20 protein-coding genes are annotated in these 22,850 nt (G+C 61.6%); 7 read left to right on the top strand and 13 right to left on the bottom strand.

Annotated features, from left to right (window positions below; genetic code table 11):
- Positions 1 to 94: 94 nt before the first annotated feature.
- Together ACSOSP_RS19745 and ACSOSP_RS19750 are read right to left on the bottom strand one after the other, a co-directional pair.
- Positions 95 to 565 (bottom strand): ribonuclease, encoded by a 471-nt coding sequence (locus ACSOSP_RS19745; RefSeq protein ID WP_455312559.1) that lies wholly within the window; start codon positions 563 to 565, stop codon positions 95 to 97.
- A gap of 293 nt (positions 566 to 858) precedes the next feature.
- On the bottom strand, positions 859 to 1,623 hold the full coding sequence (locus ACSOSP_RS19750) for a ParA family protein (protein ID WP_455312560.1): 765 nt from the start codon (positions 1,621 to 1,623) through the stop codon (positions 859 to 861).
- Between the two features lie 247 nt (positions 1,624 to 1,870).
- On the opposite strand from ACSOSP_RS19750, the gene ACSOSP_RS19755 reads away from it, so the two are divergent.
- Both ACSOSP_RS19755 and ACSOSP_RS19760 read left to right on the top strand, forming a co-directional pair.
- On the top strand, positions 1,871 to 2,773 hold the full coding sequence (locus ACSOSP_RS19755) for a YihY/virulence factor BrkB family protein (protein WP_455312561.1): 903 nt from the start codon (positions 1,871 to 1,873) through the stop codon (positions 2,771 to 2,773).
- Positions 2,774 to 3,544: 771 nt separating this feature from the next.
- Entirely contained in the window at positions 3,545 to 3,766 is a 222-nt protein-coding gene (locus ACSOSP_RS19760; RefSeq protein WP_455312562.1) for a GTP-binding protein, read from the top strand.
- Positions 3,767 to 3,889: 123 nt separating this feature from the next.
- Here ACSOSP_RS19760 and ACSOSP_RS19765 read toward each other — a convergent pair whose 3' ends face one another.
- Together ACSOSP_RS19765 and ACSOSP_RS19770 are read right to left on the bottom strand one after the other, a co-directional pair.
- Positions 3,890 to 4,216, bottom strand: a complete 327-nt coding sequence (locus tag ACSOSP_RS19765; RefSeq protein ID WP_455312563.1) for a 4Fe-4S binding protein — start codon at positions 4,214 to 4,216, stop codon at positions 3,890 to 3,892.
- The gene (locus ACSOSP_RS19770; protein WP_455312564.1) at positions 4,213 to 5,859 is read right to left on the bottom strand and encodes an FAD-dependent oxidoreductase; all 1,647 of its coding nucleotides are present in this window, start codon (positions 5,857 to 5,859) and stop codon (positions 4,213 to 4,215) included. Before ACSOSP_RS19770 ends, ACSOSP_RS19765 begins: the two co-directional genes overlap by 4 nt.
- Before the next feature lie 332 nt (positions 5,860 to 6,191).
- Here ACSOSP_RS19770 and ACSOSP_RS19775 point away from each other — a divergent pair, with 332 nt between their 5' ends.
- The 4 genes from ACSOSP_RS19775 to ACSOSP_RS19790 are packed head-to-tail and all read left to right on the top strand — an operon-like array spanning position 6,192 to position 10,722.
- Positions 6,192 to 7,181 carry a sugar ABC transporter substrate-binding protein gene (locus tag ACSOSP_RS19775; RefSeq protein WP_455313735.1) on the top strand — a complete coding sequence of 330 codons (990 nt, stop codon included), beginning with the start codon at positions 6,192 to 6,194 and terminating at the stop codon, positions 7,179 to 7,181.
- On the top strand, positions 7,171 to 8,721 hold the full coding sequence (locus ACSOSP_RS19780; RefSeq protein WP_455312565.1) for a sugar ABC transporter ATP-binding protein: 1,551 nt from the start codon (positions 7,171 to 7,173) through the stop codon (positions 8,719 to 8,721). Before ACSOSP_RS19775 ends, ACSOSP_RS19780 begins: the two co-directional genes overlap by 11 nt.
- Entirely contained in the window at positions 8,718 to 9,746 is a 1,029-nt protein-coding gene (locus ACSOSP_RS19785; protein ID WP_455312566.1) for an ABC transporter permease, read from the top strand. The genes ACSOSP_RS19780 and ACSOSP_RS19785 overlap by 4 nt, the downstream gene beginning before the upstream one ends.
- The gene (locus ACSOSP_RS19790) at positions 9,739 to 10,722 is read left to right on the top strand and encodes an ABC transporter permease (RefSeq protein WP_455312567.1); all 984 of its coding nucleotides are present in this window, start codon (positions 9,739 to 9,741) and stop codon (positions 10,720 to 10,722) included. Before ACSOSP_RS19785 ends, ACSOSP_RS19790 begins: the two co-directional genes overlap by 8 nt.
- A 17-nt stretch (positions 10,723 to 10,739) precedes the next feature.
- Here the strand turns inward: ACSOSP_RS19790 and ACSOSP_RS19795 are convergent, their stop codons facing one another.
- From ACSOSP_RS19795 to ACSOSP_RS19835, 9 genes are all read right to left on the bottom strand, one after another.
- The gene (locus ACSOSP_RS19795; RefSeq protein ID WP_455312569.1) at positions 10,740 to 11,030 is read right to left on the bottom strand and encodes a gamma-butyrobetaine hydroxylase-like domain-containing protein; all 291 of its coding nucleotides are present in this window, start codon (positions 11,028 to 11,030) and stop codon (positions 10,740 to 10,742) included.
- Positions 11,027 to 12,022 (bottom strand): HEAT repeat domain-containing protein, encoded by a 996-nt coding sequence (locus tag ACSOSP_RS19800; RefSeq protein WP_455312571.1) that lies wholly within the window; start codon positions 12,020 to 12,022, stop codon positions 11,027 to 11,029. The genes ACSOSP_RS19795 and ACSOSP_RS19800 overlap by 4 nt, the downstream gene beginning before the upstream one ends.
- 54 nt (positions 12,023 to 12,076) lie before the next feature.
- Positions 12,077 to 12,862, bottom strand: a complete 786-nt coding sequence (locus ACSOSP_RS19805) for an ABC transporter ATP-binding protein (RefSeq protein ID WP_455312572.1) — start codon at positions 12,860 to 12,862, stop codon at positions 12,077 to 12,079.
- Positions 12,859 to 13,728 (bottom strand): ABC transporter permease, encoded by an 870-nt coding sequence (locus ACSOSP_RS19810; protein WP_455312573.1) that lies wholly within the window; start codon positions 13,726 to 13,728, stop codon positions 12,859 to 12,861. The genes ACSOSP_RS19805 and ACSOSP_RS19810 overlap by 4 nt, the downstream gene beginning before the upstream one ends.
- Positions 13,729 to 13,766: 38 nt before the next feature.
- Positions 13,767 to 15,194, bottom strand: coding sequence for an ABC transporter substrate-binding protein (locus ACSOSP_RS19815; RefSeq protein ID WP_455312575.1), 1,428 nt, complete (start codon positions 15,192 to 15,194; stop codon positions 13,767 to 13,769).
- Positions 15,195 to 15,243: 49 nt separating this feature from the next.
- Positions 15,244 to 15,489: a 4Fe-4S dicluster domain-containing protein gene (locus ACSOSP_RS19820; protein ID WP_455312576.1), complete on the bottom strand. Its 246-nt coding sequence runs from the start codon at positions 15,487 to 15,489 to the stop codon at positions 15,244 to 15,246.
- Positions 15,490 to 15,500: 11 nt separating this feature from the next.
- On the bottom strand, positions 15,501 to 17,252 hold the full coding sequence (locus ACSOSP_RS19825; protein ID WP_455312577.1) for a fumarate reductase/succinate dehydrogenase flavoprotein subunit: 1,752 nt from the start codon (positions 17,250 to 17,252) through the stop codon (positions 15,501 to 15,503).
- Complete coding sequence (locus ACSOSP_RS19830; protein ID WP_455312578.1) at positions 17,249 to 18,025, bottom strand: GntR family transcriptional regulator; 777 nt, start codon at positions 18,023 to 18,025, stop codon at positions 17,249 to 17,251. The genes ACSOSP_RS19825 and ACSOSP_RS19830 overlap by 4 nt, the downstream gene beginning before the upstream one ends.
- A 133-nt stretch (positions 18,026 to 18,158) precedes the next feature.
- The gene (locus ACSOSP_RS19835; RefSeq protein WP_455312579.1) at positions 18,159 to 19,106 is read right to left on the bottom strand and encodes a LysR substrate-binding domain-containing protein; all 948 of its coding nucleotides are present in this window, start codon (positions 19,104 to 19,106) and stop codon (positions 18,159 to 18,161) included.
- 98 nt (positions 19,107 to 19,204) lie between these two features.
- On the opposite strand from ACSOSP_RS19835, the gene ACSOSP_RS19840 reads away from it, so the two are divergent.
- On the top strand, positions 19,205 to 22,810 hold the full coding sequence (locus tag ACSOSP_RS19840; RefSeq protein WP_455312580.1) for an ABC transporter ATP-binding protein: 3,606 nt from the start codon (positions 19,205 to 19,207) through the stop codon (positions 22,808 to 22,810).
- Positions 22,811 to 22,850: the final 40 nt, after the last annotated feature.

The raw sequence follows: 22,850 nt of genomic DNA on the forward strand, positions 1-22,850 counted from the left end.
TCGACCGGTGCGCGAGGCCGCAAGCGGTCTCTGAAAATGCAACGCCCCGGCGTCTGCTTTGTAGCAGGCCTGGGGCGTTTTCAATTGGCTCAAGTCATTCTGCAATGCGTTTAAAACTGACGTAGTAATCCTCGGTGTAGTAGCAGTCGCCGGTCTGCTTGCGCGTTCCACCGCATACGATGCGGCGCAGCCCGCGATCCGCCGCGCCAGGCGTGCGAACTGTATAGGCGTGGTAATAGCCGCGCGGATGCTGTGGCAGCAATCCGGTGCTGTTGCGGAACAAGACACCGTCCTCGCCAAAAGGGAAAGGGCCGCCCGCTTTGATCAGACGCAATGTTTCGGCAGCTTCCGCCGGTAACTGCGCCTTGGTGACGACGGCAGGTACGCTCTTCGTCTGCGCGCCCGATGCTGCCGGTGTGCCGCTCGCGGCCTGCCCTGGTGGAGCCGACGCCTGACTCGCGGATGCGCCCGCATCCTGAGTCGTGTTTTGCGATCCGTTCTTGCCGCATCCGCCGAGGATCGCGCTCAAGCCGAGGATGCAGGAGAAAGCCCATGCTCGCTTCACGAAACGGTTGCCTCCGGGTTGACCAGCATTCGACGCTCACGAACGATTTAAGGGTATCGCTAATGGCCGAGCGAAGCAATGTCAGGTCGCGGTCAACTCCGTTGGCGCTTGCTCCGCCATGGGGTGCCCGCTTTTTATAGCCGGCATCGGGGACTTTGCCACTGCAGGATCTCGCGGTGGCTCCATTGGTTATGCGTGAACGAGGCCAATAGCCTGCTGTGTCAACCGCTGGAGCAATCCGAATTCGATCACCCCTATCACCGGACTGGCTCGCATCGTATCTGCCGCGTCACCTAACCGTCGAGTTCTTGATGCAACGCCAGGTATTCCCGTGCGAGTTTGTGGCGTGGCTCAAGATAAATCATCGGCTTGGCATGCTGATGGCTCTCGCGGATTTTCACCGATTGGGACAGATAGGAACTTAGTACCGGCAGGCCTTCGTCAAGCAATTCCTGCACGAGTTGTTGCGGCAGGCTTGCGCGTGGCTGAAACTGGTTGATGACAATTCCTTCGACGCTCAGATCGGCATTGTGGTCATGCTGGATCTCCTGGACATTTTCAAGCACCGAATACAGCGCGCGGCGGGAAAAGTCATCGCAATCGAATGGGATCAGACAGCGTTCGACCGCGACCAGCGCCGAGCGCGTGAAGAAATTGAGGGCGGGGGGTGTATCGATATATACCGCGTCATAGCCCTCAAGACCCTTGAGCGCATCGCGCAGCTTGTAAATTTTATAGCGCGATTCAAGCTTGCCTTGCAAGGCCTCGAGATTGGGGTTCGATGGAATGATGTCGAGGTTTTCAAACGGCGTGGCGTGTATGAACGAGCCGATCTGCGGCTCCCTGAAACTGAAGCTCAAGGTCGCTTCAAAAAAATCGGCCAGGCTCGGCTGCGCGTCCCGCGCCTGCGCGCCCAACAAATACTGGCTTGAATTGCCCTGCGGATCCAGGTCGATCACCAGCGTGCGCACCCCCTGGGAGGCACTGATTGCGGCAAGGTTACAAACGATGGTGGATTTCCCCACCCCGCCCTTTTGATTGAATATCACTCGGCGCATTGATTTTTCGTCCCTAGCGAAGCACCCCGGCAGTCTATCTGATCGGCAGCTCCTTTTGGGCCGGTCGGCTCCGATGGCCGAGCGATCCGTCGAACTCCACGCTCATGCGGACATCGGCGGAGTTGTGAAGCAATCAACCGGAGAATAAAAACGACTCAATAAGAAAATCCGCAAGCGCGGGCATGGGCGGTGCTCTCGAAAGGTGGGACGCAAGGCAACCGCAGTTCAGCCGCACAACGGAGGCGTTATGCAACGGATAGACGGCAGCACGTTGCGGACCATCTCAGGTCATCCGGCAGACTTCATCGTACATACCTTGAAGGCGTTTCGCGCGAACCAAGGGATGCTGCTCGCAGGTGCGCTCGCGTACTACGCGCTGCTTTCGATCGTCCCGCTGCTCATCCTGGTGGTGATCGGGTTATCGCATCTGGTCGATCAAGGGGTGCTTCTTGATTCGCTGGCGCATCTGCTCGAGTGGCTCGTTCCAGGACAAGCGAAGGCCATTGTTCGGGAGCTCACGAACTTTCTCGCTCACCGGGCCGTGATCGGCTGGGTACTTCTCTGCACCATGATTTTCTTCAGTTCGTTGGCGTTCACCGTGCTGGAAAACGCGATGTCAGTGATCTTTGTGCATCGGGTGACGATTCACCGGCGGCATTTCCTGATCTCCGCACTGCTCCCCTATTGCTACAGCTTGTCGCTGGGCCTGGGGGTGCTCCTCGTCACGCTCGTTTCCAGTGCCTTGCAGGCGGTCGGCGCCGACAGCATTGACGCGTTCGGCTGGCACGTCTCCCTTGTCGGCGCATCGCGTGTATTGCTTTATCTGTTTGGAGTGGCCGGGGAAATTTTTGTGTTGACGTCGATCTATCTCGTGATCCCGGTCGGGCGCCCGACGTTCAGCCACGCCCTGGTCGGTGCAATCGCTGCGGCCTTACTGTGGGAAGCGACGCGTCACATACTGGTCTGGTACTTTGCAACGCTTTCCCAGGTCAGCGTCGTATACGGATCGCTCACAACCGCAATCGTAGTTCTCTTCAGTCTTGAAGCGCTCGCCACGCTCCTGTTATTCGGTGCTCAGTTGATCGCGGAATTCGAACGTCTCAGCGCCGGCACCATTGAAGTAACCCCAAAACCATTCCGAACGGGCTGACGGATCGGCACTTATCGCCACTTGATTCGCCGTCGAGAGCGTTCTCGCTGGCAGTGTTGTTTGAATCGACGTCGGCATACAGCTTCTTGCCGTCCTGGCTCGCGAGCAGCGCCGGTTTCTTCGCGAGATGGTTGGCCCGGCCGGCGTGAAATTCCTCGATGCGAGTCAGCGACGTGAATCGCCGCAATGCATGTCGTCGGTCGAGCGTCAGCAGTCCATCACGGTGTGAGCCTTGTGCAGGAGGAACTCGCGTTTGGCTGGCCTGGATTCATTGGACGAACAAGTGTACAGAATTAGCGCTTCAACCGATCGTCACACGATTCGCTCACTATCCGCGCCACCCGTGATCATCCGGCTCGTCGCACACCCCCGCGGCGAGTGCCTTAAGTCGTATCAACTTGCTGACATGGTCCCTTTCCAAAAGCGGCGTGCCCCCGGAAAATACCCGGCATGAATATGAAATCACCAAAATTCAATCGTTTTTGAGCTCGGTTACGCAGAACGTTCGAGCGAACTCCATTCAAAATTTGAGGAGAAACAGACCCATGAGTGATCAGCCGTTCGGACGCTCCCGTCGTGATTTCATGCGGATTGCCGTTACAGCAGGCACTACCGCAGCGCTGCCGTGGATGCAGGACCCCCACGCGCAGTCACCGGCCAGCTCCGCAACCACGGCAACCGCCGCTGGACATTCGGCAAAGGGCACACGCCTGATCCTGCTCGGCACCAAGGGCGGCCCGACACCGTCTGAGCTGCGCGCAGCCATTACCGATGCAGGCATTCGAAACCGCGCTGACCGTACTGCTCGGCTATCACGGCGAACGCATCCTGCGGGTCAAGGGGATCGGCAATTTCATCGGCGAATCGCGGCCTGTGGTATTCCATGGCGTGCAGCAGTTGCTGCATGAGCCGTTGCGGCTTGAAGCGTGGCCCGACGACGATCACGCATTTTCTGCTCGAAGCAGGGCTAAGCGAACTGGCGGGAGCCGATGAACCGTAACACCACCGCAGGAAAATCCAGCGAACTCGACGATTGCCCGCTCAGGTCCGCTTTCGATCACGAGTGTCAACCACTCGACGGAAATCGATCCGCCCATCGGGCTGCTTACGACGCATTCAGCGCGCCCGGATCAGCAGTTCATAACTCGCGTCCTGATCCGCGGTGGACCGCTCACCGCGTGCCCAGCCAACCGCGCTGCGATACGCGCCCATTGTCACCGGATCGGCCAGGACACTCTCCTGCGACCGGACCCTGTCAGCGAGCGGCGCGACAAAAAGCGCGTCCTCGGGGCAATACAATTCGCACATGAAGCAGGTCTGGCAATCGTCCTGCCGGGCAATCACCGGAATTCCGTTGGGCACCGCGTCAAACACGTTGGTAGGGCACGCGGTGACGCAGATATTGCATCCGGTACAGCGCGCGGCACTGACGATTTCGATCATGCGGCCGCCGCGATGGAAACGTCCTCGCGTTGCGGATAAGGCACCGCAAGCCGCCGCACCCATACCTCATCCAGCCCGCCGCTCACGAGCCGATGGCATTGCCGAGGGTCAAGGGTTCCATGTTCACGCCTGCGATGCATGCCGCGCGTCTCGGTGCGCTCCAGCGCGCTGCGATACATCCAGCGTGACGTCGCCAGCATAGCGGCCGCCTCGCGGGCACGCACGGCCTCCTGAGCACTCGCCGCCGGTGAGCAGCGTCTGAGCCTCTCCCAGAGGCTGTCAAGGCGCTGCAACGAGTCTTCGAGCAGGTCGGCGCTGCGCGTCCAGTTGCGCTCGTACGGAAAGACCTCGGCCTGCACGGCGCGGATAACATCGGCGCTATCGTAGGGGGCGCTTGCGCTATCCGTGTGCAGACCCACTCCGCCTGCGCGCATCAGGACGCGCCGCGCCGTGGCACGCGCGTCCCTCGAATGATCCGCCGCGCCCGCGCCCGCCCAGAACCCCGACGACATCGCCCAGGCCGCGTTATGGCTGCCACCACCGGTGAAGCCGCCGCATATCAATTCGCGGGTGGCTGCATCGCCCGCGGCGTAGAGGCCCTCGACCGAGGTTGCGCAGCTTTCATCGACCACGTGCAGCCCACCCGTGCCACGCACGGTGCCTTCGAGGCGCAAGGTCACGGGGAAACGCTGTTCGAAGGGATCGATACCCTGACGATCGAACGGCAGGAAGAAATTGGGCTGGGCCGTACGCATCCATTGGCGAATCTCGCTGTCGGCGCGATCGAGGCGCGCGTACACGGGCTGTGTCTGCAAGGTATGAGCGATGATGCCCCTGCCGCGAGCCGAACCGGCGCCCTCGATCACGGAGCCATCCTCGTAGTAGAAAGTGGCCCACGTGTAGAACAGCGACTTCGTCACCGAGGAGAACGCCGGCCCCAGTCCATAGGCGTTCGAAAACTCCATGCCGGACAGTTCCGCGCCCGCTTCGGCAGCCATCAACTGGCCATCACCTGTGAGCACGTTGCAGCCGAGCGCGCGGCTGAGGAACGCGCATCCGCCCGTCGCAATCACGACAGCTTGCGCACGCGCGAGCCAGGTCTCGCCCGTCTGCCGGTGCACGCCGGCAGCGCCCGCGACCGCGCCATGTTCATCGGTCAGCAACTCGAGCGCAGGACTGTGATCGAGGATGCGAGCGCCGGATTGTTTGACCCGCTTGCGCATGAGCCGCATGTATTCAGGCCCTTGCAGGGAGTCACGATGTTCGGTCCCGTTAGCATCGACCGGGAACGGATAGCCCCATTCCGCCAGATGTTCGGCATTGATCCAGGTCTGCTCGAGCACACGATCCATCCATGCGTGTTCGGCCAGTTCGCCGCCGAGGGTGAAGCGGCTCGCCTTGGCTTTCTCGCGTGACTGAACGTCAGGGGGAACGTGCCATAGCGCCGTGCCTGCGGGAGCCGTTGCACCCGACGTTCCGCAGAAGCCCTTGTCCACCAGCAACACCTTCGCGCCTCTGGCCGAGGCGCTGATTGCAGCCCACGCACCCGCCGGACCGCCCCCTATGACCAGCACATCCACCTCATGCTGCCCTGCCCCTTCCGCACTCGACACGATTTGTTTGGCTGATTCGACGTTGCTCATTGTGCCTCTTGCCTCTTTCTGAAGTCATGCGGTCAGGGCCAGCCGGCGAGAAAGCAACACGACCGGGACCCATGACTGTAACGAACGCAGACATCGATAAAAACCAATCATTTCTCGGTTTCTTATTCTTTTTTTTGGGGATCTTCCCGAGATCAACCAGGCGCCTTGGGGCGCGATTTGCTTTCCATTTTTTCTCTCAGAACCTTAGCCGTAAAACGACTTAGACCAGCGCTGTCTTCATGCTAGCGTCTTAAGTCCGTTCACCCTCCACCGCTGACTCATTTGCCATGCAGAACAAAAACTCCCGACACAGCAATGCCCATCCCGCAGTCATGCGCAAGCCGATTAACCGAGGTTTCGCGGGCGTGCTTGCCGGACTGCTCGCAAGCGTCGCGCTGGCAGCGCCCGCTCCCGCTCCGGACGAGATCCCGTCGTTGAAAGGAAAACGTATCGGCATCACGGTGGCCGGTACGGAACACTACTGGGACCTCAAGGCGTATCAAGGGCAGATTGACGAAGTGAAGCGCCTGGGCGGAACGCCGATCGCGCTCGACGGCGGGCGCAAGGACGCGCAGCAGATCGCCCAGATCCAGACGCTGATTGCGCAGAAGCCCGATGCGATCATCGAGCAGCTCGGCACATCGTCGGTGCTCGAACCATGGCTGCAGAAAATCCGTGCGGCGGGCATCCCACTCTTTACCGTCGATACCGCCAGCCCTTCGAGCATCAACGTCACCACCTCCGACAATTTCTTCATCGGCGAGCAATTGGCGCTCAAGCTCGTGAACGACCTGCATGGGGAAGGCAACATCCTTGTGTTCAACGGCTTCTACGGCGTGCCCGTGGTCGCCATGCGCTATGACCAGTTGCGCACGGTGCTCAAGTGGTATCCGAAGATCAAGATCATCCAGCCGGAATTGCGCGACGTGGTGCCGAACACGGTCCAGGACTCGTACGCACAGGTCAGCCAGTTGCTGAACAAGTATCCGAAGGGCACGGTCCAGGCTATCTGGGCCGCGTGGGATGTTCCGCAGATCGGCGCCACGCAGGCGGTGGATGCGGCGCATCGCACCGAAGTCAAGACGTACGCAGTCGATGGCAGCCCTGACGTTGTCGCGCTGGTGAAGAATCCGCAGTCCAGCGCGGCCGCGGTCGTCGCCCAGCAACCGTACCTGATCGGCAAGACGGCAGTCGACAACGTCGCGCGTTATCTCAACGGTGACCGCTCGTTGCCGCCCGCCACCTATGTGCCGGCAATTCTCGTGACGAAGGACAACGCCGCCGACATTGCGAAAACGCTGGGCCAGGCCGATGTCAAGTGAGCATGGGTTGCTCGAACTGCGGGCCATCTCCAAGCAGTTCGATGGCATTCCGGCATTGCGCCAGGTCTCGCTCGACCTGGCGCCTGGACAGGTGCATGGCCTGATCGGCCAGAACGGTGCGGGGAAGTCGACCCTCATCAAGGTGCTCGGTGGCATCCATCGTTCGGACGAAGGTGAGATCGCGCTCGATGGCAAGGCCGTTGCAATCAACAGTCCTTCCGACGCGCGCCGGCTTGGAATCGAGATCGTGCATCAGGACCGGCTGCTGGCGCCGACCCTGACCGTGGCCGAAGCGCTGCTGCTCGGCAACGAGCTTAACTTCGGATTCCTGCCGGTTATGAATGCGGCCAGCATGCGGCGCTTTGCGCGAACCGCCGTCCATGAACACTTTGGTGTCGATATCGAGCCGAGCCGGCTCATAGCCGAGTTGAGCGTTGCCGAGCAGCAGCTCGTGCAGATCACGCGAGCGCTGCTCAGCGCGCCTCGCGTGCTGGTCTTCGACGAACCCACCGCAGCGCTCGCGCGGCATGAAGCCGAGCAGTTGTTCAGCGCGATTCGCAGGCTACGCGAGCGCGGTCTTGCGATCCTCTATGTTTCTCACTATCTCGACGAGATCGAAGCGCTCTGCGACGTCGTGACCGTGCTTCGCGATGGCCGCGACGTAGCCCATGTGCTCGTGGCGGATTCAACGCCGCAACAACTGGTCGCCGCGATGATCGGCGGCAGTGCCGCCGCACTCGTCCCCGCTTCCACACGCAAGGCCGGCGCGCCGCTCCTGCGCGTCTGCGGGCTGAGTGCCGCCGCCCGCTTCGAAGACGTCAGCTTCAACCTGCGCCGCGGCGAGATTGTCGGCGTGACGGGGCTGCTCGGTTCCGGCGGCAAAGCGGTCGTGCGCAGCTTGTTCGGACTCGAACCCGGCGTGCACGGACACATTGAACTGGATGGCAAGGCGTACGTGCCGGACGATCCGCGCAATGCCGTGCGCCGCGGCATCGCGTTCGTGCCTGAGGACAGGCGCGCGCACGGTATCGCACTGGATATGGCCGTTCGCGAAAACATCTCGCTCGCGAGCCTCAAGCGTTTCGTGCGGCATTTCATGATCGATCTCCGTCGCGAGAAGGAACGGGTGCAGCAGCGCATGGACGACCTGCAGGTCCGTGCGCCAGGTACCGAAGCGCCCGCGCGTCAACTCTCCGGCGGGAACCAGCAAAAGGTGGTGCTGGCGAAATGGCTGGGCACGCACGCGAACCTGTACTTGCTCGACGAACCAACCGTGGGTGTCGATATTCGCGCTAAAGCAGAGATCTACCGGGTCCTTGACGAACTCGCCGCACAAGGCGCGGCGGTCCTGCTGTTTTCGACCGACCTGATCGAATTGCAGGGAATCACCGACCGGATTCTCATTCTCGCGCGCGGGACGCTCGTGCAGGAGCTGGTCTCCAAAGAGACAACCCATCAGGAAATCCTGGGCTGGGCGAGCGCAGCGGGTGCGAGCCGGAGTGAGGATTCGACGCACGATCTTGAAGTGGTGCAAACATGAGTCGGGTTCAAACCAGACGATCGCGTGGCAACGTGCTCGCTATCGCGAGATCCTTCAAACTGCCGCAATGGTGGCTGCAAAGTGGCGCGCTCCTGGTGATTCTCGGGGTGCTGGCCGTGTTCGCCGCAAGCTCGCCACTCTTCTTCACGGTGGGCAATCTCGCCAATGTGATGCAGCAGTCGGCTGTGATCGGCACGCTCGCATTCGGCCTGACGCTCGTCCTGATCGGGGGTGGCGCCAACGGCATTGCCGGCGGCATCGATCTCTCTATTGCGGCGAACCTTGGCTTCTGTGCAGCCGTTTATGCGACGTCGCTAGCCAACGGCGTCGCTTCGCCGACGGCAATCGCACTCACGCTCTCAGCCGGTACAGCGGTCGGCGTGTTCAATGCGTTCGCGGTTGTCGTACTGCGCATGCTTCCCCTTCTTGCCACGCTCACCACGATGAACATCGTGGCGGGGCTGGAATTGGTCGTGACGCGAAACTCAACCGTCTCCGCGACAGGCCCTACGCTCACGGCCCTTCTCGACAACGGCCCGTTCGCCATTCCGTGGCTCTCCTATGCATTTGTCGGCGTGGGCCTGATGTTCGTCTGGCTCGGGCACTTTACGCGATTCGGGCTACGGCTACACGCGTCGGGCAGTCATCCCGCAGCAGTCCGCGCGGCTGGACTGAGGGCTGAAGGCTACGTCGCGGCGAGCTATGTCGTGTGCGGTCTGTCGGCCGGCATCGCCGCCCTCGCCTCCACCGCGCTCCTGAGCGGCAGCGCACCCGGCGCCGGGGAGAATCTGCTCGCCGTGATCGCGGCCGTGCTGCTTGGTGTCGTGTTTTCGCGGCGGCTCGTGCCGACCATAGCGGGCACCTGGCTGAGCGTCGTATTCCTCGGCCTTGTCGCGAACGGCTTCCAGCTGGACAACGTGTCGAGCTACTGGATCAGCGGCGTCGAAGGCGCATTGATCCTGTTCGTCGTTTCGCTCACGGCGCTACTGCGCCGACGCAACCTGGAGAAGAGCAGTCATGCGTGAGCTCATCCTTCGTCCCTTCGCGCGCAGCGTTTCAATCAAGGGCTGGACGCGCTATGCGCTCGTCCTCGCCTTCGCCGCGGCAATCGCATTCTTCGCCGTGTTCGCTCCGGCGTTCGCCACGCTCTCGAACATCGACAGCGTACTGCTCAACACGGTCGCTCCGCTGGCGATCGTGGCGCTTGCCATGACGGTGGTGGCGTCGCTCGGCGCGGTGGATCTGTCGGTCGGCACGGCCGTCGATCTCGCCAGCCTCGTATTCGTGACGCTCGTGGAGCGACACGTCGGTTTGCCGATCGCGGTCGTCGCGGCACTGGGTGCGGCCCTCGCGGTCGGTTTGTTCAACGGTGTGCTGATTGCCTCATTCGGCGTGGAACCCTTTCTCGCGACGCTTGGGACGCTGTTCATAGGCCAGAGCATCCAGCAGCTCGCAACGGACGGCGGACAGCCCATCTACCTCTTGAACCAGGTCTTGCCGCAGGCTTTCTCGACGCTCGGTCACGGCCGTCTCTTTGGAGTCGCGCTGCCCCTGTATCTTGTCGTGGCCCTTGCCTGCATCTTGCATCTGCTGCTTGCGCGCTCACGGCACGGAAGGGGCATCACTGTGCTCGGCGTCCAGGCGGGCGTCGCGCGCTACTCCGGTCTTCCGGTGCGCGCATTGCTGTACCTCGCCTTCGCGCTGAGTGCGGTGATTTCCGGGCTTGTCGGCTTGATCCTGTCGTCGAACGTGAAAGCGTATGTGCCGCTCGCAGGCAACGGTTACTTGCTCAACGCAATCGGCGCCACGTTTATTGGCGCCACGCTTTCTTCGTCGCATCGTCCAAACGTGGCAGGGACGCTGGTGGGCGTTTTGTTGCTGGGCTTCGCAGCGAACGGGCTGCTTCTTATCGGATGGAACTTCTATTGGCAGCAGGTCGCAATCGGCATCCTGATCTTCGTCGTGCTCGCAGTCGGGACCTTGAGTTCAGCGCGCCGCTGATTGTCCGAGTGCGTGTGTCATGCAACAACCACCTCTAGTGCTTCGAGAAACGGCCAGGGGAAAATTCCCTGCGCGTGACCGTCGCTGAAGCTGAATTGCACGCCATACGCCATTGATTGAATGTCTACGACTGTGACGTCTTCGGCTGCCTGCACGACACTCCCGGCGATGCGGATACGACGGCACGCCGCGCATGGGCACGCACGGCGCAATGCGGCGTGACTGACACACTGAACCCGCGCATCTGGCCAGTGCAGCGTCAAGGTATGGGCGCGCGAATCGAGGTCGATGCGTTCGGGTACGTTCATGCCGGAAGACCTTCGATCTGTTGCAGCGCGATGCGAACAGCCTTGCGTACTTCCGGATCGGGATCGCCTTGCGCAGCTTGTAGCACGGGCAGCAAACCACGGTCGCCGAGTTCGCCGAGCGCAAGGGCCGCTTCCTTGCGCAGATTGCTGATGGAATGCGATAGCAGTCTGCCAAGCGCCGCCCCCGCGCCCGGGTCACGCAACCGGCCGAGTGCTCGCGCGGACTTCAACCTCACTTGCCAGTAGGGATCGTCGAGCGAGGCAATCAGCGCGTCGCGAGCCTGGCCTGCCCGCAGCTTGCCCAGCGTTGCAGCGGCCTCTTCACGCACTTGCCACACGTCGTCACGCAACGCACTCAGCAACGCATCGACGATGGCTTCCGCCGGCTCCGAACCCAGTCCCAGCGACCCCACAGCGGCCCGACGCACGTCAGGGTCGGCGTCACCCGCGGCGACCTGGGCGAGCGGCGCGAGCGCGCGCTCGTCCTTGAGCCACCCTGCAACACCGACGGCCTCAAGACGCACCGACGCAAGCGGATGCGAGAGTGCTCGCAGAGCAGGCTCCAGGGCATCGGACAGGCGCAACTCGCGCAGTGCACGGAGTATCGCGGCCTGCACGAACGGGTCCGAATTGGAAACCCATTTCAGCAGCACGTGCCCGGAGGTCACTTCCTTGAGTTCCGAGAGACTTTGAGCCGCAGCGAGGCGCACCGCCTCATCGCTGTCGAGAAGCGTATGGCACAACGCGTCGACAACCTCCGCCCCTTCCCAGGCAGCCAGCACGCGCGCCGCCTCGCGGCGGACCTCAGCCGAATCGTCATGGCGCAGCGCGTGGACGATCGGCGGCAACAGGTTCTCGTCCTCCAGATCCGCGAGTTCAAGGAGTGCGATGCGGCGAACCACAGGGTCGGCATCGGACAAGCGTGGCAGCAGGACCGCTGCTTCGGGATCAAGCGCGTCCGGATCGAAAGTCAGCGGGGAAAAAGCAGTCATGGGCAGGTTTTCTTTTGAAGCATTGAATAATCAGGATGACGATGCAAAGCAATATCACATCCCTTCGCGCAGCAGCGCAAGGCACCGGCGCTTGATGTCGATGAACTCGGCCGCGACCGTGCTCTCGTCATCGCGTGGACGGGCGAGCGGCACCGCGATATCGGCGACAATTCGCGCGGGCCGGCGCGACAGCACGAGAATGCGATCAGCCAGGAACAACGCCTCGTCTATATCGTGAGTCACGAACATGACCGTGGTGCGCATACGCGCCCACACATCGAGCAGCAGGCTTTGCATCATCCGGCGTGTCTGCGCGTCGAGCGCACCAAACGGTTCGTCCATCAGGAGGATGTGCGGCCGGTTGATCAGCGCACGCGCAATTTCCACCCGCTGCTGCATGCCGCCCGACAGTTGCACCGGATAACGCGTTTCGAATCCCTGCAAGCCGACCAGATCGAGCAGCGCACGCGCCTCGCGATGCCGCTCCGCGAGACCAAGCCCGCTCATCTTCAGCCCGAACGCAACGTTGTCGATCACCCGCTTCCACGGAAACAACGTGTGCTGCTGAAACACAAGACCACGGTTCCGATGCGGGCCTTCGACCCGTTCGCCATCCACCTCGATCTCGCCATGAGTGGAAGCCACATGTCCCGCGATAGCACCGAGCAAGGTCGACTTGCCGCAACCGGACGGTCCAAGCACACAGACGAATTCGCCCGGCGCGATGGTGAAATCCAGGCGGTCGAGCGCAGTAAACCGTTCGCTCGACAAACCCACGTCAACGCTCAACGAACGCACGTCCACACGGCCCAGGGTCGCCTCGCTTAGTACGGTGCTCATCGACGCGCCTCACTCAACCGATACCACGGCATCAGCATCAGCCCGAGCCTTTTCACCAGCACGCTGCTGCCCATGCCGAGCGCGCCGATCAGCAGCATGCCAACGACGATATCCGCATAGTTTTGCAAAGTGTACGACTCCCACGTGAAATAGCCGATCCCGTACTGTCCCGCGATCATCTCCGCCGTGATCAGGCAGAACCACGCGGTGCCCATGCCGATCGACAAACCAGTGAGGATGGCCGGCGCCGCGCCGGGCAGGATCACTTCGCTGAAGAGAGACAAACGTCGCGTGCCGAGGCTTCGCGCGGTGGCGACCAGACGTGGATCGACGCCTTCCACGCCATGAACGGTATTGAGCAAAATAGGGAACAGCGCGCCGATGAACGTGATGAACATCATGCTCATCTCCGACGATGGAAACATCAGGATCGCCAGCGGAATCCATGCTACGGCGGGAATGGGCCGCAGCACTTCCAGCGACGGCAGCACCGTATCTTCGAACGCCCGATACCGCCCGATGGCCAAGCCAAAACCGATCCCGACCAAAGCCGCCGCGCTGAATCCAACCAGCACCCGCACGATGCTCGCGAACAAGTGCATCGGCAACTTGGGTGAATGCAGCAGATGCCAGAACGCCTGCGCGACATCTGTCGGTGCGGGCACATTCGCCATTGTCACGAAGCCGAGCGATACCTTGAACTGCGTTGCGATCTGCCACAGACCGAGGCACGCGACAAGGGATACGCAACGCCAGATCGAACGGCTGACAGGCGTGCGGTTCGGCACCTTAGGCACCCCCGACGAACGCTGTCGGTCAAGCGCCGGCAAGTCGCGCCTTTCGGTGCTTTCGAACGAAGTGGCCATTATCGATTTCCTTTAGAAGGCGCCTGACCCGCTATGCGTCAGCGTGCGGCCACGGCCTGAGCCGCATTAGCACGAACTGATGCATAGTCCGAGACTTGGCTGCTAACTTTTTTTGCGTAATCATCTGCACTGGCGCGCAGAAGGAAGGCTGCAACCTGCGCGTTGCCAGAGCGGACATACCAGGCTTGGCCCGCCAATAGCTTCAGCCCGCTCGTGTGATCCTGTACAAACACCGCGCGCACTTTCTTGCCCTGTTTCGTCAATGCTTCCTGCGCGCTGAAAGCTTCTTGCGGTTGCGCGTAGCTGCGAACGGTGTCCTCACCCTCGACCCACACTTGGGCGACATCGTTGAAAGCAGTGATCCGCTTGCCCGTTTGCGCGTCATTGGCCGTCAGCGGCTGCTTCGCGTAATTTTTCAGCGCGGTGTCATAGTCGAGGCCGGACTGCTTGAACGCCTCGCGAATGAAATGCTCGTCGATAACGCTGTTCGCATCGAGCTCGACATCCGTCTTCTTCAGCAGCTTGAGTGTGTCGATCGCACTCGCCACTGCCTGGCGATACTCCGGCTTCCAGGTCAGGTCGCGCGTCTGCAAGCCGAGCGGCCCGTGATACAGGTAGTCGACAGGTGCTTCAACGCCTGTCACTTTCTCGATCAGCAGGCTGTACTTTTCCGGGTCCTGCGCCATCAGGCGATTCGCCTCGATGGTCGCGCGCAAATAAGCGACGACAATCTCCGGGTACTTCTTCGCGTAGTCAGCATCCACGAGCGCGCCATGAAAAGTCGGCGCGTGGCTTTGTGAACCGTCATAGATCTTGGTCGCGAAGCCGCGATACGGGAACAGGTCAGCGAACGGAACGAAGTCGGCATGCGCATCGATCTTATGCGCCTTGAGCGCACTGCCCGCCACTTCCGGCGCCTGCGTGATGATGTTGACGTCGGTTTCCGGATCCCAGCCTTGCGCCTTGATCGCGCGCAGCAGCATGCTGTGCGCAGTCGATGCGAACGGCACCGAGATTGTCTTGCCCTTCAGGTCGGCGAGCGAATGAATCGGCGACCCGGTCGGGACGACAATGCCATTACCGCTGCCCTCGGTGCTCCCGGACAGGACCGTGATGAACTCGCTCTGCTTGCCCGCTTTCTTGAATGCGGCCGCGTTGAGCGTGCCGGGAAAGTCGGCCATCGCGCCGAAATCGAGTTTGCCCGCCACCATTTCGTTGGTCAGCGGCGCACCCGATGTGAAGTCCTTCCACTGGATGTCGTACTGGACGTCCTTGTATTTACCGTCGTGCGGAAGGTATTTATCGAGCAGATGCAGCTCGCGGATCATGAGGCCGCCGGTCGCGCAGTTGATGGTCGTGTCCTGCGTGCCGATAGCCACGCGGATCGTTTCCGCCTGCGCAGCGCTCAATGACGCCATGAAGAATGTGAGCGCAGTGGAAGCCCGAATCAGTTTTCGAATGTTCATTACTCAACCCTGAATAAATAGTGACTACACCGCGAATCTGAACGCCGCGTCAGCGCAGCAAATAAGGAATGTCGACCTTGACCGCACCGGTCGGGCAGTCCTGTTCGCAAGGCATGCAGTACCAGCATTCGTCGAACTTCATGTAGGCCTTGCCTTTGGACACGTCGATCGCCAGCAGGTCGAGCGGGCACACATCCACACAGACGGTACAGCCCTTGTCAGCGATGCATTTGTCTTCGTCGACGGTGACAGGCGCCGTGCTGCGCTGGAAAATTTCATGGGACGTATAGGACATAGAGGCTCCGTTCAGGCAGATTCCGGCACGGCCACAGGCGCGGACACACGCTCGCCAATGCGCAACTTTTGATAGGCATCGCTTTCGTCGTTGTCGAGCGGAAGCACGTAGGGTTCGACCGCGCGTTTCGCGCTCGTCATCCTGCCGAACTCGTCCTTGAAGAGGTGCGTGTGGCAGAACCATTCGCTATCGTTGCGTTGCGGGTAATCCACGCGGTGGTGATAAAGCCCCCAGCGGCTCTCGGTCCTGAAGAGCGACGCACGTGCCGCCATTTCCGCACAATCACGGATCGCTCGAACCTCTGCGGCGCGCATCAGTTCGTGCGGGTTGTCAGCTTTCATCTCGCCGATATCCGCGCTGATCTCCTCGAACCGCTGCAGCCCGATCTCCATCTTTCGCGTGACCTTGGGCGGCTGCAAATAGTCGTTCACCATGCGACGCAGTTTGTATTCAACCTGCGCCGGGGCAAGCCCGGTTTCGCGTTCGAGCGGCGCGTAGATGCGTTGCCGCTCCGCTGCAATCTGTTCGTCGTCCAGCGGTGAAAACTCGCGGCCCGCGACATCGCCTGCCGCGTTCCACCCGGCGAACCAGCCGTAAGTGAACGCGCCGAGCATGTAGTTGTGCGGCACCGCGGCCATATCGCCCGCTGCATATAAACCCGCTACCGTGGTTTCGGCACGCTCGTTGACATACACACCCGACGCGCTATGGCCGCTGCAAAAACCGATCTCCGAGATATGCATCTCGACCATCTGTTGCCGGTAGTCGGTGCCTCGTCCCGCATGGAAACGCCCGCGGCTCGGACGCTCGTTGGTATGGAGAATGTCTTCGATCGTCTTGATCGTTTCCTCCGCCAGATGGTCGAGCTTCAGGAACACGGGCCCATTGCCGCTTTGCAGTTCCTGGTAGAACTCCCACATCATCTGGCCGCTCCAGTAATCGCATTCAATGAAGCGCTCACCCTTGCCGTTCGCGGTGAAGCCGCCAAGCGGTCCGGTTACATACGCGCACGCGGGACCGTTGTAGTCCTTGATCAAAGGATTGATCTGGAAACACTCAAGGTTGGAAAGCGCGGCGCCGGCGTGATAGGCCATTGCATAGCCATCGCCTGCGTTGGTCGGGTTTTCGTACGTGCCCATCAGGTAGCCCGATGCGGGCAACCCCAATCGACCCGCGGCACCGCAACTCAGAATCACGGCCTTCGCACGCACGACATAAAAATCGGCAGTGCGGCAATCAAAACCGAGTACGCCGCAAACGCGTCCGGTTGAATCGGTTAGAAGCCGGGTCGCGACAATACGATTCGTGATGGCGACACGAGAACGCTTAAGCTGGCGATAAAGCACCTTCTTGATGCTGTGCCCTTCCGGCATGGGCAACACATAGGAACCCATGTGATGCACCTTCTTGACAGCGTAATCGCCGGTGCTGTCCTTCTCGAATTTCACACCCCAGCGATCCAGCTCCTCGATCGTCTTGAAGCTATGCCGCGCATAGGCGTACACCGCCGACTGATCGACAATGCCGTCGTTCGCGATAGTGATCTCCCGCGTGTATTGCTCGGGCGTCGCGTGCCCGGGAACGATGGCATTGTTGAGCCCATCCATGCCCATGGAGATTGCGCCGCTGCGCTTGACGTTGGCTTTCTCCAGCAGCAGCACCCTCAGCGACGGATCGCGTTCCTTCGCTTTCACCGCGGCCATGGGTCCGGCCGTCCCGCCGCCCACCACCACGACGTCGTATTCGAGAACATGTGTATTCATCGCGCTTTCCTCGCATTCCTGCGTTTCTTTTCCCGGTCGATACGCATCCGGTACTGGAATGCATCGCCGCGAAAATAAAGGTATTCATAGTCGATAGGCGTGCCGTCAGCGCAGTGGGTAAGCCGTTCTATCCGCAGCACCGGACTGCCCTCCTCCACTTGCAGCGCGGCGCCAATTTCATCGTCGGCGAGAATCGCGTCGATCGATACATCAGCGTGACCGAGCGCGAGTCCGCAGTCGTTTTCGAGGATCAGAAAGATGTCGCGAGTCACGAGGTCGGCATTGGCCAGACGCTTTTCGAGCGCCTCGGGTACGTAGGTGATTTCCAGCGAAACGGGCGCCCGGTTGAGCAGCCGCACCCGATGGATTTCAACGACCCCCGAGCCCTCCGCAATGTTCAGACGGCTCGCCACATGGCGGTCGGCCTTGACGACCTTGAACGTGCGCAACTGGTTGACGATTTCATATCCCATCGATGACATCGCCTCTGCGAAACCCTGTAACGACGTCACGTTCTGAAAGGCTTTCGGCTTGGAAACGAAGGTCCCCTTGCCATGAATCTTGAACAGCAAGCCCTCTTTCTGCAGATCGCCAAGCGCCTGACGAACCGTGATGCGGCTGACCTCGAACATGGCGCAGAGCTCGTGCTCGGACGGCATCTGCCCATGCGGCGGATACGTCCCGTCAAGGATGCGGGCGCGCAGCACTTCCTTCAGCCGTGCATAGAGCGGGGCGGCTGACAGCGGCAGCAAAGTGGCAGTGGGAGCAGTCATTTCAACTTGTTATGACAAGATGAAATGAAGTCTAAACACGCGGATAAATCCAGCCAACGAAGATTTTCTGATATCGATCTAAGCAGAGTCGCGGATTACAGCAGGACGCGCTCTATCAGGAAACCCGACGAAGTCAGATTGCCGAGCGCTCAAGCATGAAAGTCTGGAACTGGATCAGCGTCGGATCGGATGTGCGCTCGGGATGCAGGCGAATGATGAACTGCCACGAACTCGGCAATTCATGCTCCGGGAACAGGCGGACCAGCCGGCCATGGGCCAGGTCGAAATCGATCAGGGGCGAACGGCCAAGCGCCACGCCCTTGCCCGCAATGGCAGCGCCAATGATCGGGTTAAAACTGCTCAACCGGACCAGGTTCTGCTCCTGAAGTACTCCTGCGCCGAGCAGCGCAAACCACGTCTGCCAGTCTATTTCACGACTCGATTCGTGGTGCTCCTCCTGCAACAGCCGGTGCTCGGTCAATGTCTGCGGCGTAGCGGTCCGTGGGTCCATCAACAGCGGGCTGCACACGGGGAACACAGTCTCGCGGAGCAGCGCCCGATCGCTCGGGTGTGAGTCCAGCTCATCGATTGACGAGTTTGACGAGCTACGCATAGGCACGCGCAGAATTGCTATATCGATGGTGTCATTCTGCCAGTCGGGCTCGTCGTCATACACCCTCAGGTTCACCGCAATCTCCGGATGTCGCGTCGAGAATTCAACCACATGCGGTGCAAGCCAGAGCGATGAAAACGGCGCATTGGCGGAAACCGTCAACGTGCGGCGACGCTTGCGCCGCCGCGTGGTCAACCGCTCGCAGGCTTCGCCCAGCGGAATCAGGCTGGCTTCGATAGCCAGCAGCAACTCCAGCCCGGCAGACGTGGGCTGCGCGCGTGAATTCGTGCCGCCTCGGTGCAGCAAGCTTGTACCCAGGGTCGACTCGAGCGTGCGCAATTGATGACTGATGGCGCTCTTGGTCACGCTGAGCTCTTCCGCCGCGCGGCTCAGGCTGCCAAGCCGGGCCACGGCTTCGAACGCCTTCAGGGCAGATAACGGCGGAATGTGGGGAGATAGTCTCGGCATGATGGGTAAAGTTTATCTCAACCCTGGTTGAGAAAGCATCGCTCGCGTGCAACCTGTGTCCATGCCACGATGATCCAATACCTTGAGGAGCTACCCGCATGTATTTCGATCTTCGCCTTTGGCAACTGACTAAAGGGTTACGCGGGCACATGGTGCTCAGCATCGTTGTCGGCTTGCTCGCCCTGCTGGCCGGCATCGCGCGCTTTGTGTTTCTCGGCCAGTTGCTCGCACTGGTCTTGCGAGGCAGTCCATGGCAATCGTGGGTGGCGCCCTCGGTCGCCGTGGCGGCTGCGATCGTGCTGCGCGCGTTGCTGGATCACTGGCGCGCGGGCATCGCCTGCCGCACCGCAGCACGAGCCCAGGAAACCCTGCGTGGCCAGCTGTACGACCGCATCGTGACGCTCGGGCCGGCCTGGTTCGCGGAACAACGTACGGGAGGCGTGATGCTGTCGGTCATCGACGGCGTCGAGCAGTTGCAGACCTTCTTCGGGCAGTATCTGCCGCAACTGGCCGTGGCGCTCTGTGCGCCGTTTGCCATCTTCGGGATCATCGCATTCTGGGACCTGCCCGTGGCTTCGGTGCTGCTGGTTGCGGCGCTCGTGGCGTTGTTCGGACCGATCGCCGTGCACATGCATGAACGCCGCACGAGCCTTGCGCGCGCCCAGGCGTTCAAGGAGTTCGGCGAAACCTTTCTCGATGCAGTCCAGGGCCTGCCGACCCTCAAGGCATTCGGGCAAAGCCGCGTGTGGGGCGAACGCCTCGCCACGCAGGCACGCGCGGTCTCCGACAACACCTTCTGGGTGCTCGCAGCAGGCCTTCTTACACGCGGCATCGTCGATCTTGGAGCGGCCGTGGGCGCAGCTCTTGCGCTCGTCCTTGGCGCGTGGCGCGTGACCCACGGGGAGATGGGCCTGACCACGCTCCTGATCGTCCTGATGGCGGGTACGGAGATCTTCCGGCCGCTGCGGGACCTGCGGAGTGTCTTGCACCAGGGCATGCTCGGGCAGGCCGCGACGGCAGGCATTCGCTCGCTGCTCGAGGCCAACCCGCCCATGCCGGAAGCCGGCACCGAGCCGTTGCGCGGCACGCAGGCGTCACTGGACTTCGACAACGTAAGCTTTGCGTATGCCGGCGGACGGGGGCTCGCGCACCGTGGGCTGACGTTCTCCGTGGCGGCGGGCGAGCGCATTGGCATCGTGGGACCGAGCGGCGCTGGCAAGTCGTCGATCGTTCGCCTGTTGCTGCGCCAGTACGATCCGCAAAGCGGCAGTATCCGCATTGCCGGTCAGGACGTGCGTACGCTGGACCCCGATTCATTACGCGCGAAGATCGCGGTGGTCGCGCAGGACACCATGCTGTTCGCGGGCACCGTTGAGGAGAACCTTCGGCTCGGACGCCCGGACGCCACAGTCGATGAACTGCAAGCGGCTGCACGGGCAGCTTATGCCCACGACTTCATCTCGAGCCTGCCTGACGGGTATCAGACCTCTATCGGCGAGCGCGGTGTGCAGCTATCGGGCGGCCAGCGCCAACGGCTTGCCATCGCCCGGGCACTGCTGCGCGATGCCCCGATCCTGATACTGGATGAAGCGCTTTCGGCCGTCGATGCAGAAAACGAGGCGCTGATTCAACGGGCGCTGGATCGTCTGATGCAAGGCCGCACCACGCTGATTCTCGCGCACCGTCTGTCGAGCGTGATCGGCGCCGATCGCATCCTGGTGCTGGACGATGGCCTTGTCGCGGAGAGTGGCACGCATGATGAACTGATGAAAAGGAGCGGGCTGTATCACCGCTTGATGGGAGCACAAGCGACGCCCGCCACAGTCTCTGCGTTACGATCCGAAACCGCCGCGGCCAGTCTCCAGGAAGGCGTGCTTAGCGCAAAGACTGCACCGCTTGCTGAGACAGAGGAAGACACCGTGCAAGGTCTGCGCGAGCTCGATGCGGACGCCAGGACCCTGGACTGGAAGGCTACCCTTGCTTCGTTAGTCTCTGCAATCCATCCCTGGCGAGTGCGATTGGTGCTGACCATTCTGTTGGGCGTGGGGAGAGTGACAGCGTTCATCGGCGTTGGCGTGCTGGGTGCGTGGCTGGTCGCAGCGCTGCGTGCCGGCAGTCCGCATCAGGCGATCGTGGCGTATCTGTTGCTCATCGCCCCGCTCGCTGCGATTCTTCACTGGCTCGAATCGTGGCTCGCGCACGACATGGCGTACCGGTTGCTGGCGGATCTTCGAATTCGCTTGTTCGGACAACTTGATCGTCTAGCGCCGGGCTACCTGATGCGCCGTCGCTCCGGCGACCTCGTGACGCTGGCTACGCAAGATGTGGAGACCATCGAATATTTCTACGCGCATACGGTGGCCCCCGCGATTGTCGCGGTGCTGGTGCCGGCCGCGGTGATCGCCACCCTCGCCACGGCCGCGTGGCCGCTTGCGCTCGGGCTGCTGCCGTTCCTGGCCTACGCCATGTTCTCGCCGGTGCGCGGGCGCAACCGTATCGATGTGCTGGGCAGCAAGGCTCGTGAATCGCTGGGTCTGCTCGGTGCACATATGACGGAAACCATCCAGGGTTTATCCGATCTCCTCGCGTTCCAGGCGACCGGGCGCAGGCGGGAAGCGTTCATGGCGCTGGCACTCGAATACAGCACGACCCGGCTCGCACTGCTGTCGGATCTGGCTCGACAAACCGCGCTGCTGGACGTCGCGACCGGTCTTGGTGGATTGACCGTCGCCGTAGTGGGCGCATGTCTCGTCACGGCCGGGCAGCTTTCGGCGGCATGGCTGCCCATGCTGATTCTGCTCGCTGTGGCAGCCTTCATGCCGGTGGCGGAGATCGCGCAGGTGGGCAGGCAACTGGCCGATACGATCGCGTCGGCTCGGCGCTTAAGAGTCGTGCATGACGAACCCATTCCCGTGCTCGATGGAGACAGCGACTTGCAACCATCGCCGGGAGGATCGGAAGTCCGCTTCGACGACGCTCGCTTCGCCTACGCCGAGCGCGCTCAACCCGTGTTGAATGGCGTGTCTTTCAGCGTGCGTGCCGGTTCCACCGCGGCGCTTGTGGGAGCGTCAGGCGCCGGCAAGAGCACCATTGCGAATTTGCTGCTGCGTTTCTGGGACCCCGATACAGGTTCGGTCCAACTGGATGGCGTCGACTTGCGGCGCTTGCGCCTCGACTCGCTGCGCTCGCACGTTGCGCTCGTTTCACAGGACACGTATCTGTTCAACGATACGCTCGAGGCCAACATCCGCCTCGCACGGCCCGATGCCAGCGCGCAAGCACTGCAACTCGCGCTCGCGCAGGCGTCGCTCGCCGACTTCGTGGCTACGCTGCCGCAAGGCCTTGCTGTCCGGGTGGGTGAACGAGGCGTTCAGTTGTCCGGAGGACAGCGTCAGCGTGTTGCCATCGCGCGCGCTTTTCTTAAGGATGCGCCGGTATTGGTACTGGATGAAGCGACGTCACATCTGGACGCCATCAGCGAAGCGCAGGTACACGCCGCGCTAAAGACCCTCATGGCGAATCGCACGACGTTGATCATCGCGCATCGTCTCGCGACGGTACGCGAGGCCGATCTCATCATCGTGCTGGACCACGGCTCAGTGATTGAAGCGGGACCTCATGCGCAACTGCTCGCGAACAACTCGGTCTATGCGCAGCTGGTCAACAGGCAACAGGTTGGCAACGGCTTGCAGCAGTCCGCGTGAGTTTGCAGGTGTATGCCGACGCTGCCGGTTGCCTACCGGC

The organism is Caballeronia sp. KNU42 (assembly GCF_053760385.1).

Bases quoted from the DNA above. Each gene is read 5' to 3' on its own strand.
- ACSOSP_RS19800 (WP_455312571.1), bottom strand. From the start codon at position 12,022: ATGACTGCTTTTTCCCCGCTGACTTTCGATCCGGACGCGCTTGATCCC.
- ACSOSP_RS19770 (WP_455312564.1), bottom strand. From the start codon at position 5,859: ATGAGCAACGTCGAATCAGCCAAACAAATCGTGTCGAGTGCGGAAGGG.
- ACSOSP_RS19810 (WP_455312573.1), bottom strand. From the start codon at position 13,728: ATGGCCACTTCGTTCGAAAGCACCGAAAGGCGCGACTTGCCGGCGCTT.
- ACSOSP_RS19835 (WP_455312579.1), bottom strand. From the start codon at position 19,106: ATGCCGAGACTATCTCCCCACATTCCGCCGTTATCTGCCCTGAAGGCG.
- ACSOSP_RS19820 (WP_455312576.1), bottom strand. From the start codon at position 15,489: ATGTCCTATACGTCCCATGAAATTTTCCAGCGCAGCACGGCGCCTGTC.
- ACSOSP_RS19790 (WP_455312567.1), top strand. From the start codon at position 9,739: ATGCGTGAGCTCATCCTTCGTCCCTTCGCGCGCAGCGTTTCAATCAAG.
- ACSOSP_RS19765 (WP_455312563.1), bottom strand. From the start codon at position 4,216: ATGATCGAAATCGTCAGTGCCGCGCGCTGTACCGGATGCAATATCTGC.
- ACSOSP_RS19775 (WP_455313735.1), top strand. From the start codon at position 6,192: ATGCGCAAGCCGATTAACCGAGGTTTCGCGGGCGTGCTTGCCGGACTG.
- ACSOSP_RS19825 (WP_455312577.1), bottom strand. From the start codon at position 17,252: ATGAATACACATGTTCTCGAATACGACGTCGTGGTGGTGGGCGGCGGG.
- ACSOSP_RS19840 (WP_455312580.1), top strand. From the start codon at position 19,205: ATGTATTTCGATCTTCGCCTTTGGCAACTGACTAAAGGGTTACGCGGG.
- ACSOSP_RS19760 (WP_455312562.1), top strand. From the start codon at position 3,545: ATGCAGGCATTCGAAACCGCGCTGACCGTACTGCTCGGCTATCACGGC.
- ACSOSP_RS19805 (WP_455312572.1), bottom strand. From the start codon at position 12,862: ATGAGCACCGTACTAAGCGAGGCGACCCTGGGCCGTGTGGACGTGCGT.
- ACSOSP_RS19750 (WP_455312560.1), bottom strand. From the start codon at position 1,623: ATGCGCCGAGTGATATTCAATCAAAAGGGCGGGGTGGGGAAATCCACC.
- ACSOSP_RS19830 (WP_455312578.1), bottom strand. From the start codon at position 18,025: ATGACTGCTCCCACTGCCACTTTGCTGCCGCTGTCAGCCGCCCCGCTC.
- ACSOSP_RS19755 (WP_455312561.1), top strand. From the start codon at position 1,871: ATGCAACGGATAGACGGCAGCACGTTGCGGACCATCTCAGGTCATCCG.
- ACSOSP_RS19785 (WP_455312566.1), top strand. From the start codon at position 8,718: ATGAGTCGGGTTCAAACCAGACGATCGCGTGGCAACGTGCTCGCTATC.
- ACSOSP_RS19780 (WP_455312565.1), top strand. From the start codon at position 7,171: ATGTCAAGTGAGCATGGGTTGCTCGAACTGCGGGCCATCTCCAAGCAG.
- ACSOSP_RS19795 (WP_455312569.1), bottom strand. From the start codon at position 11,030: ATGAACGTACCCGAACGCATCGACCTCGATTCGCGCGCCCATACCTTG.
- ACSOSP_RS19815 (WP_455312575.1), bottom strand. From the start codon at position 15,194: ATGAACATTCGAAAACTGATTCGGGCTTCCACTGCGCTCACATTCTTC.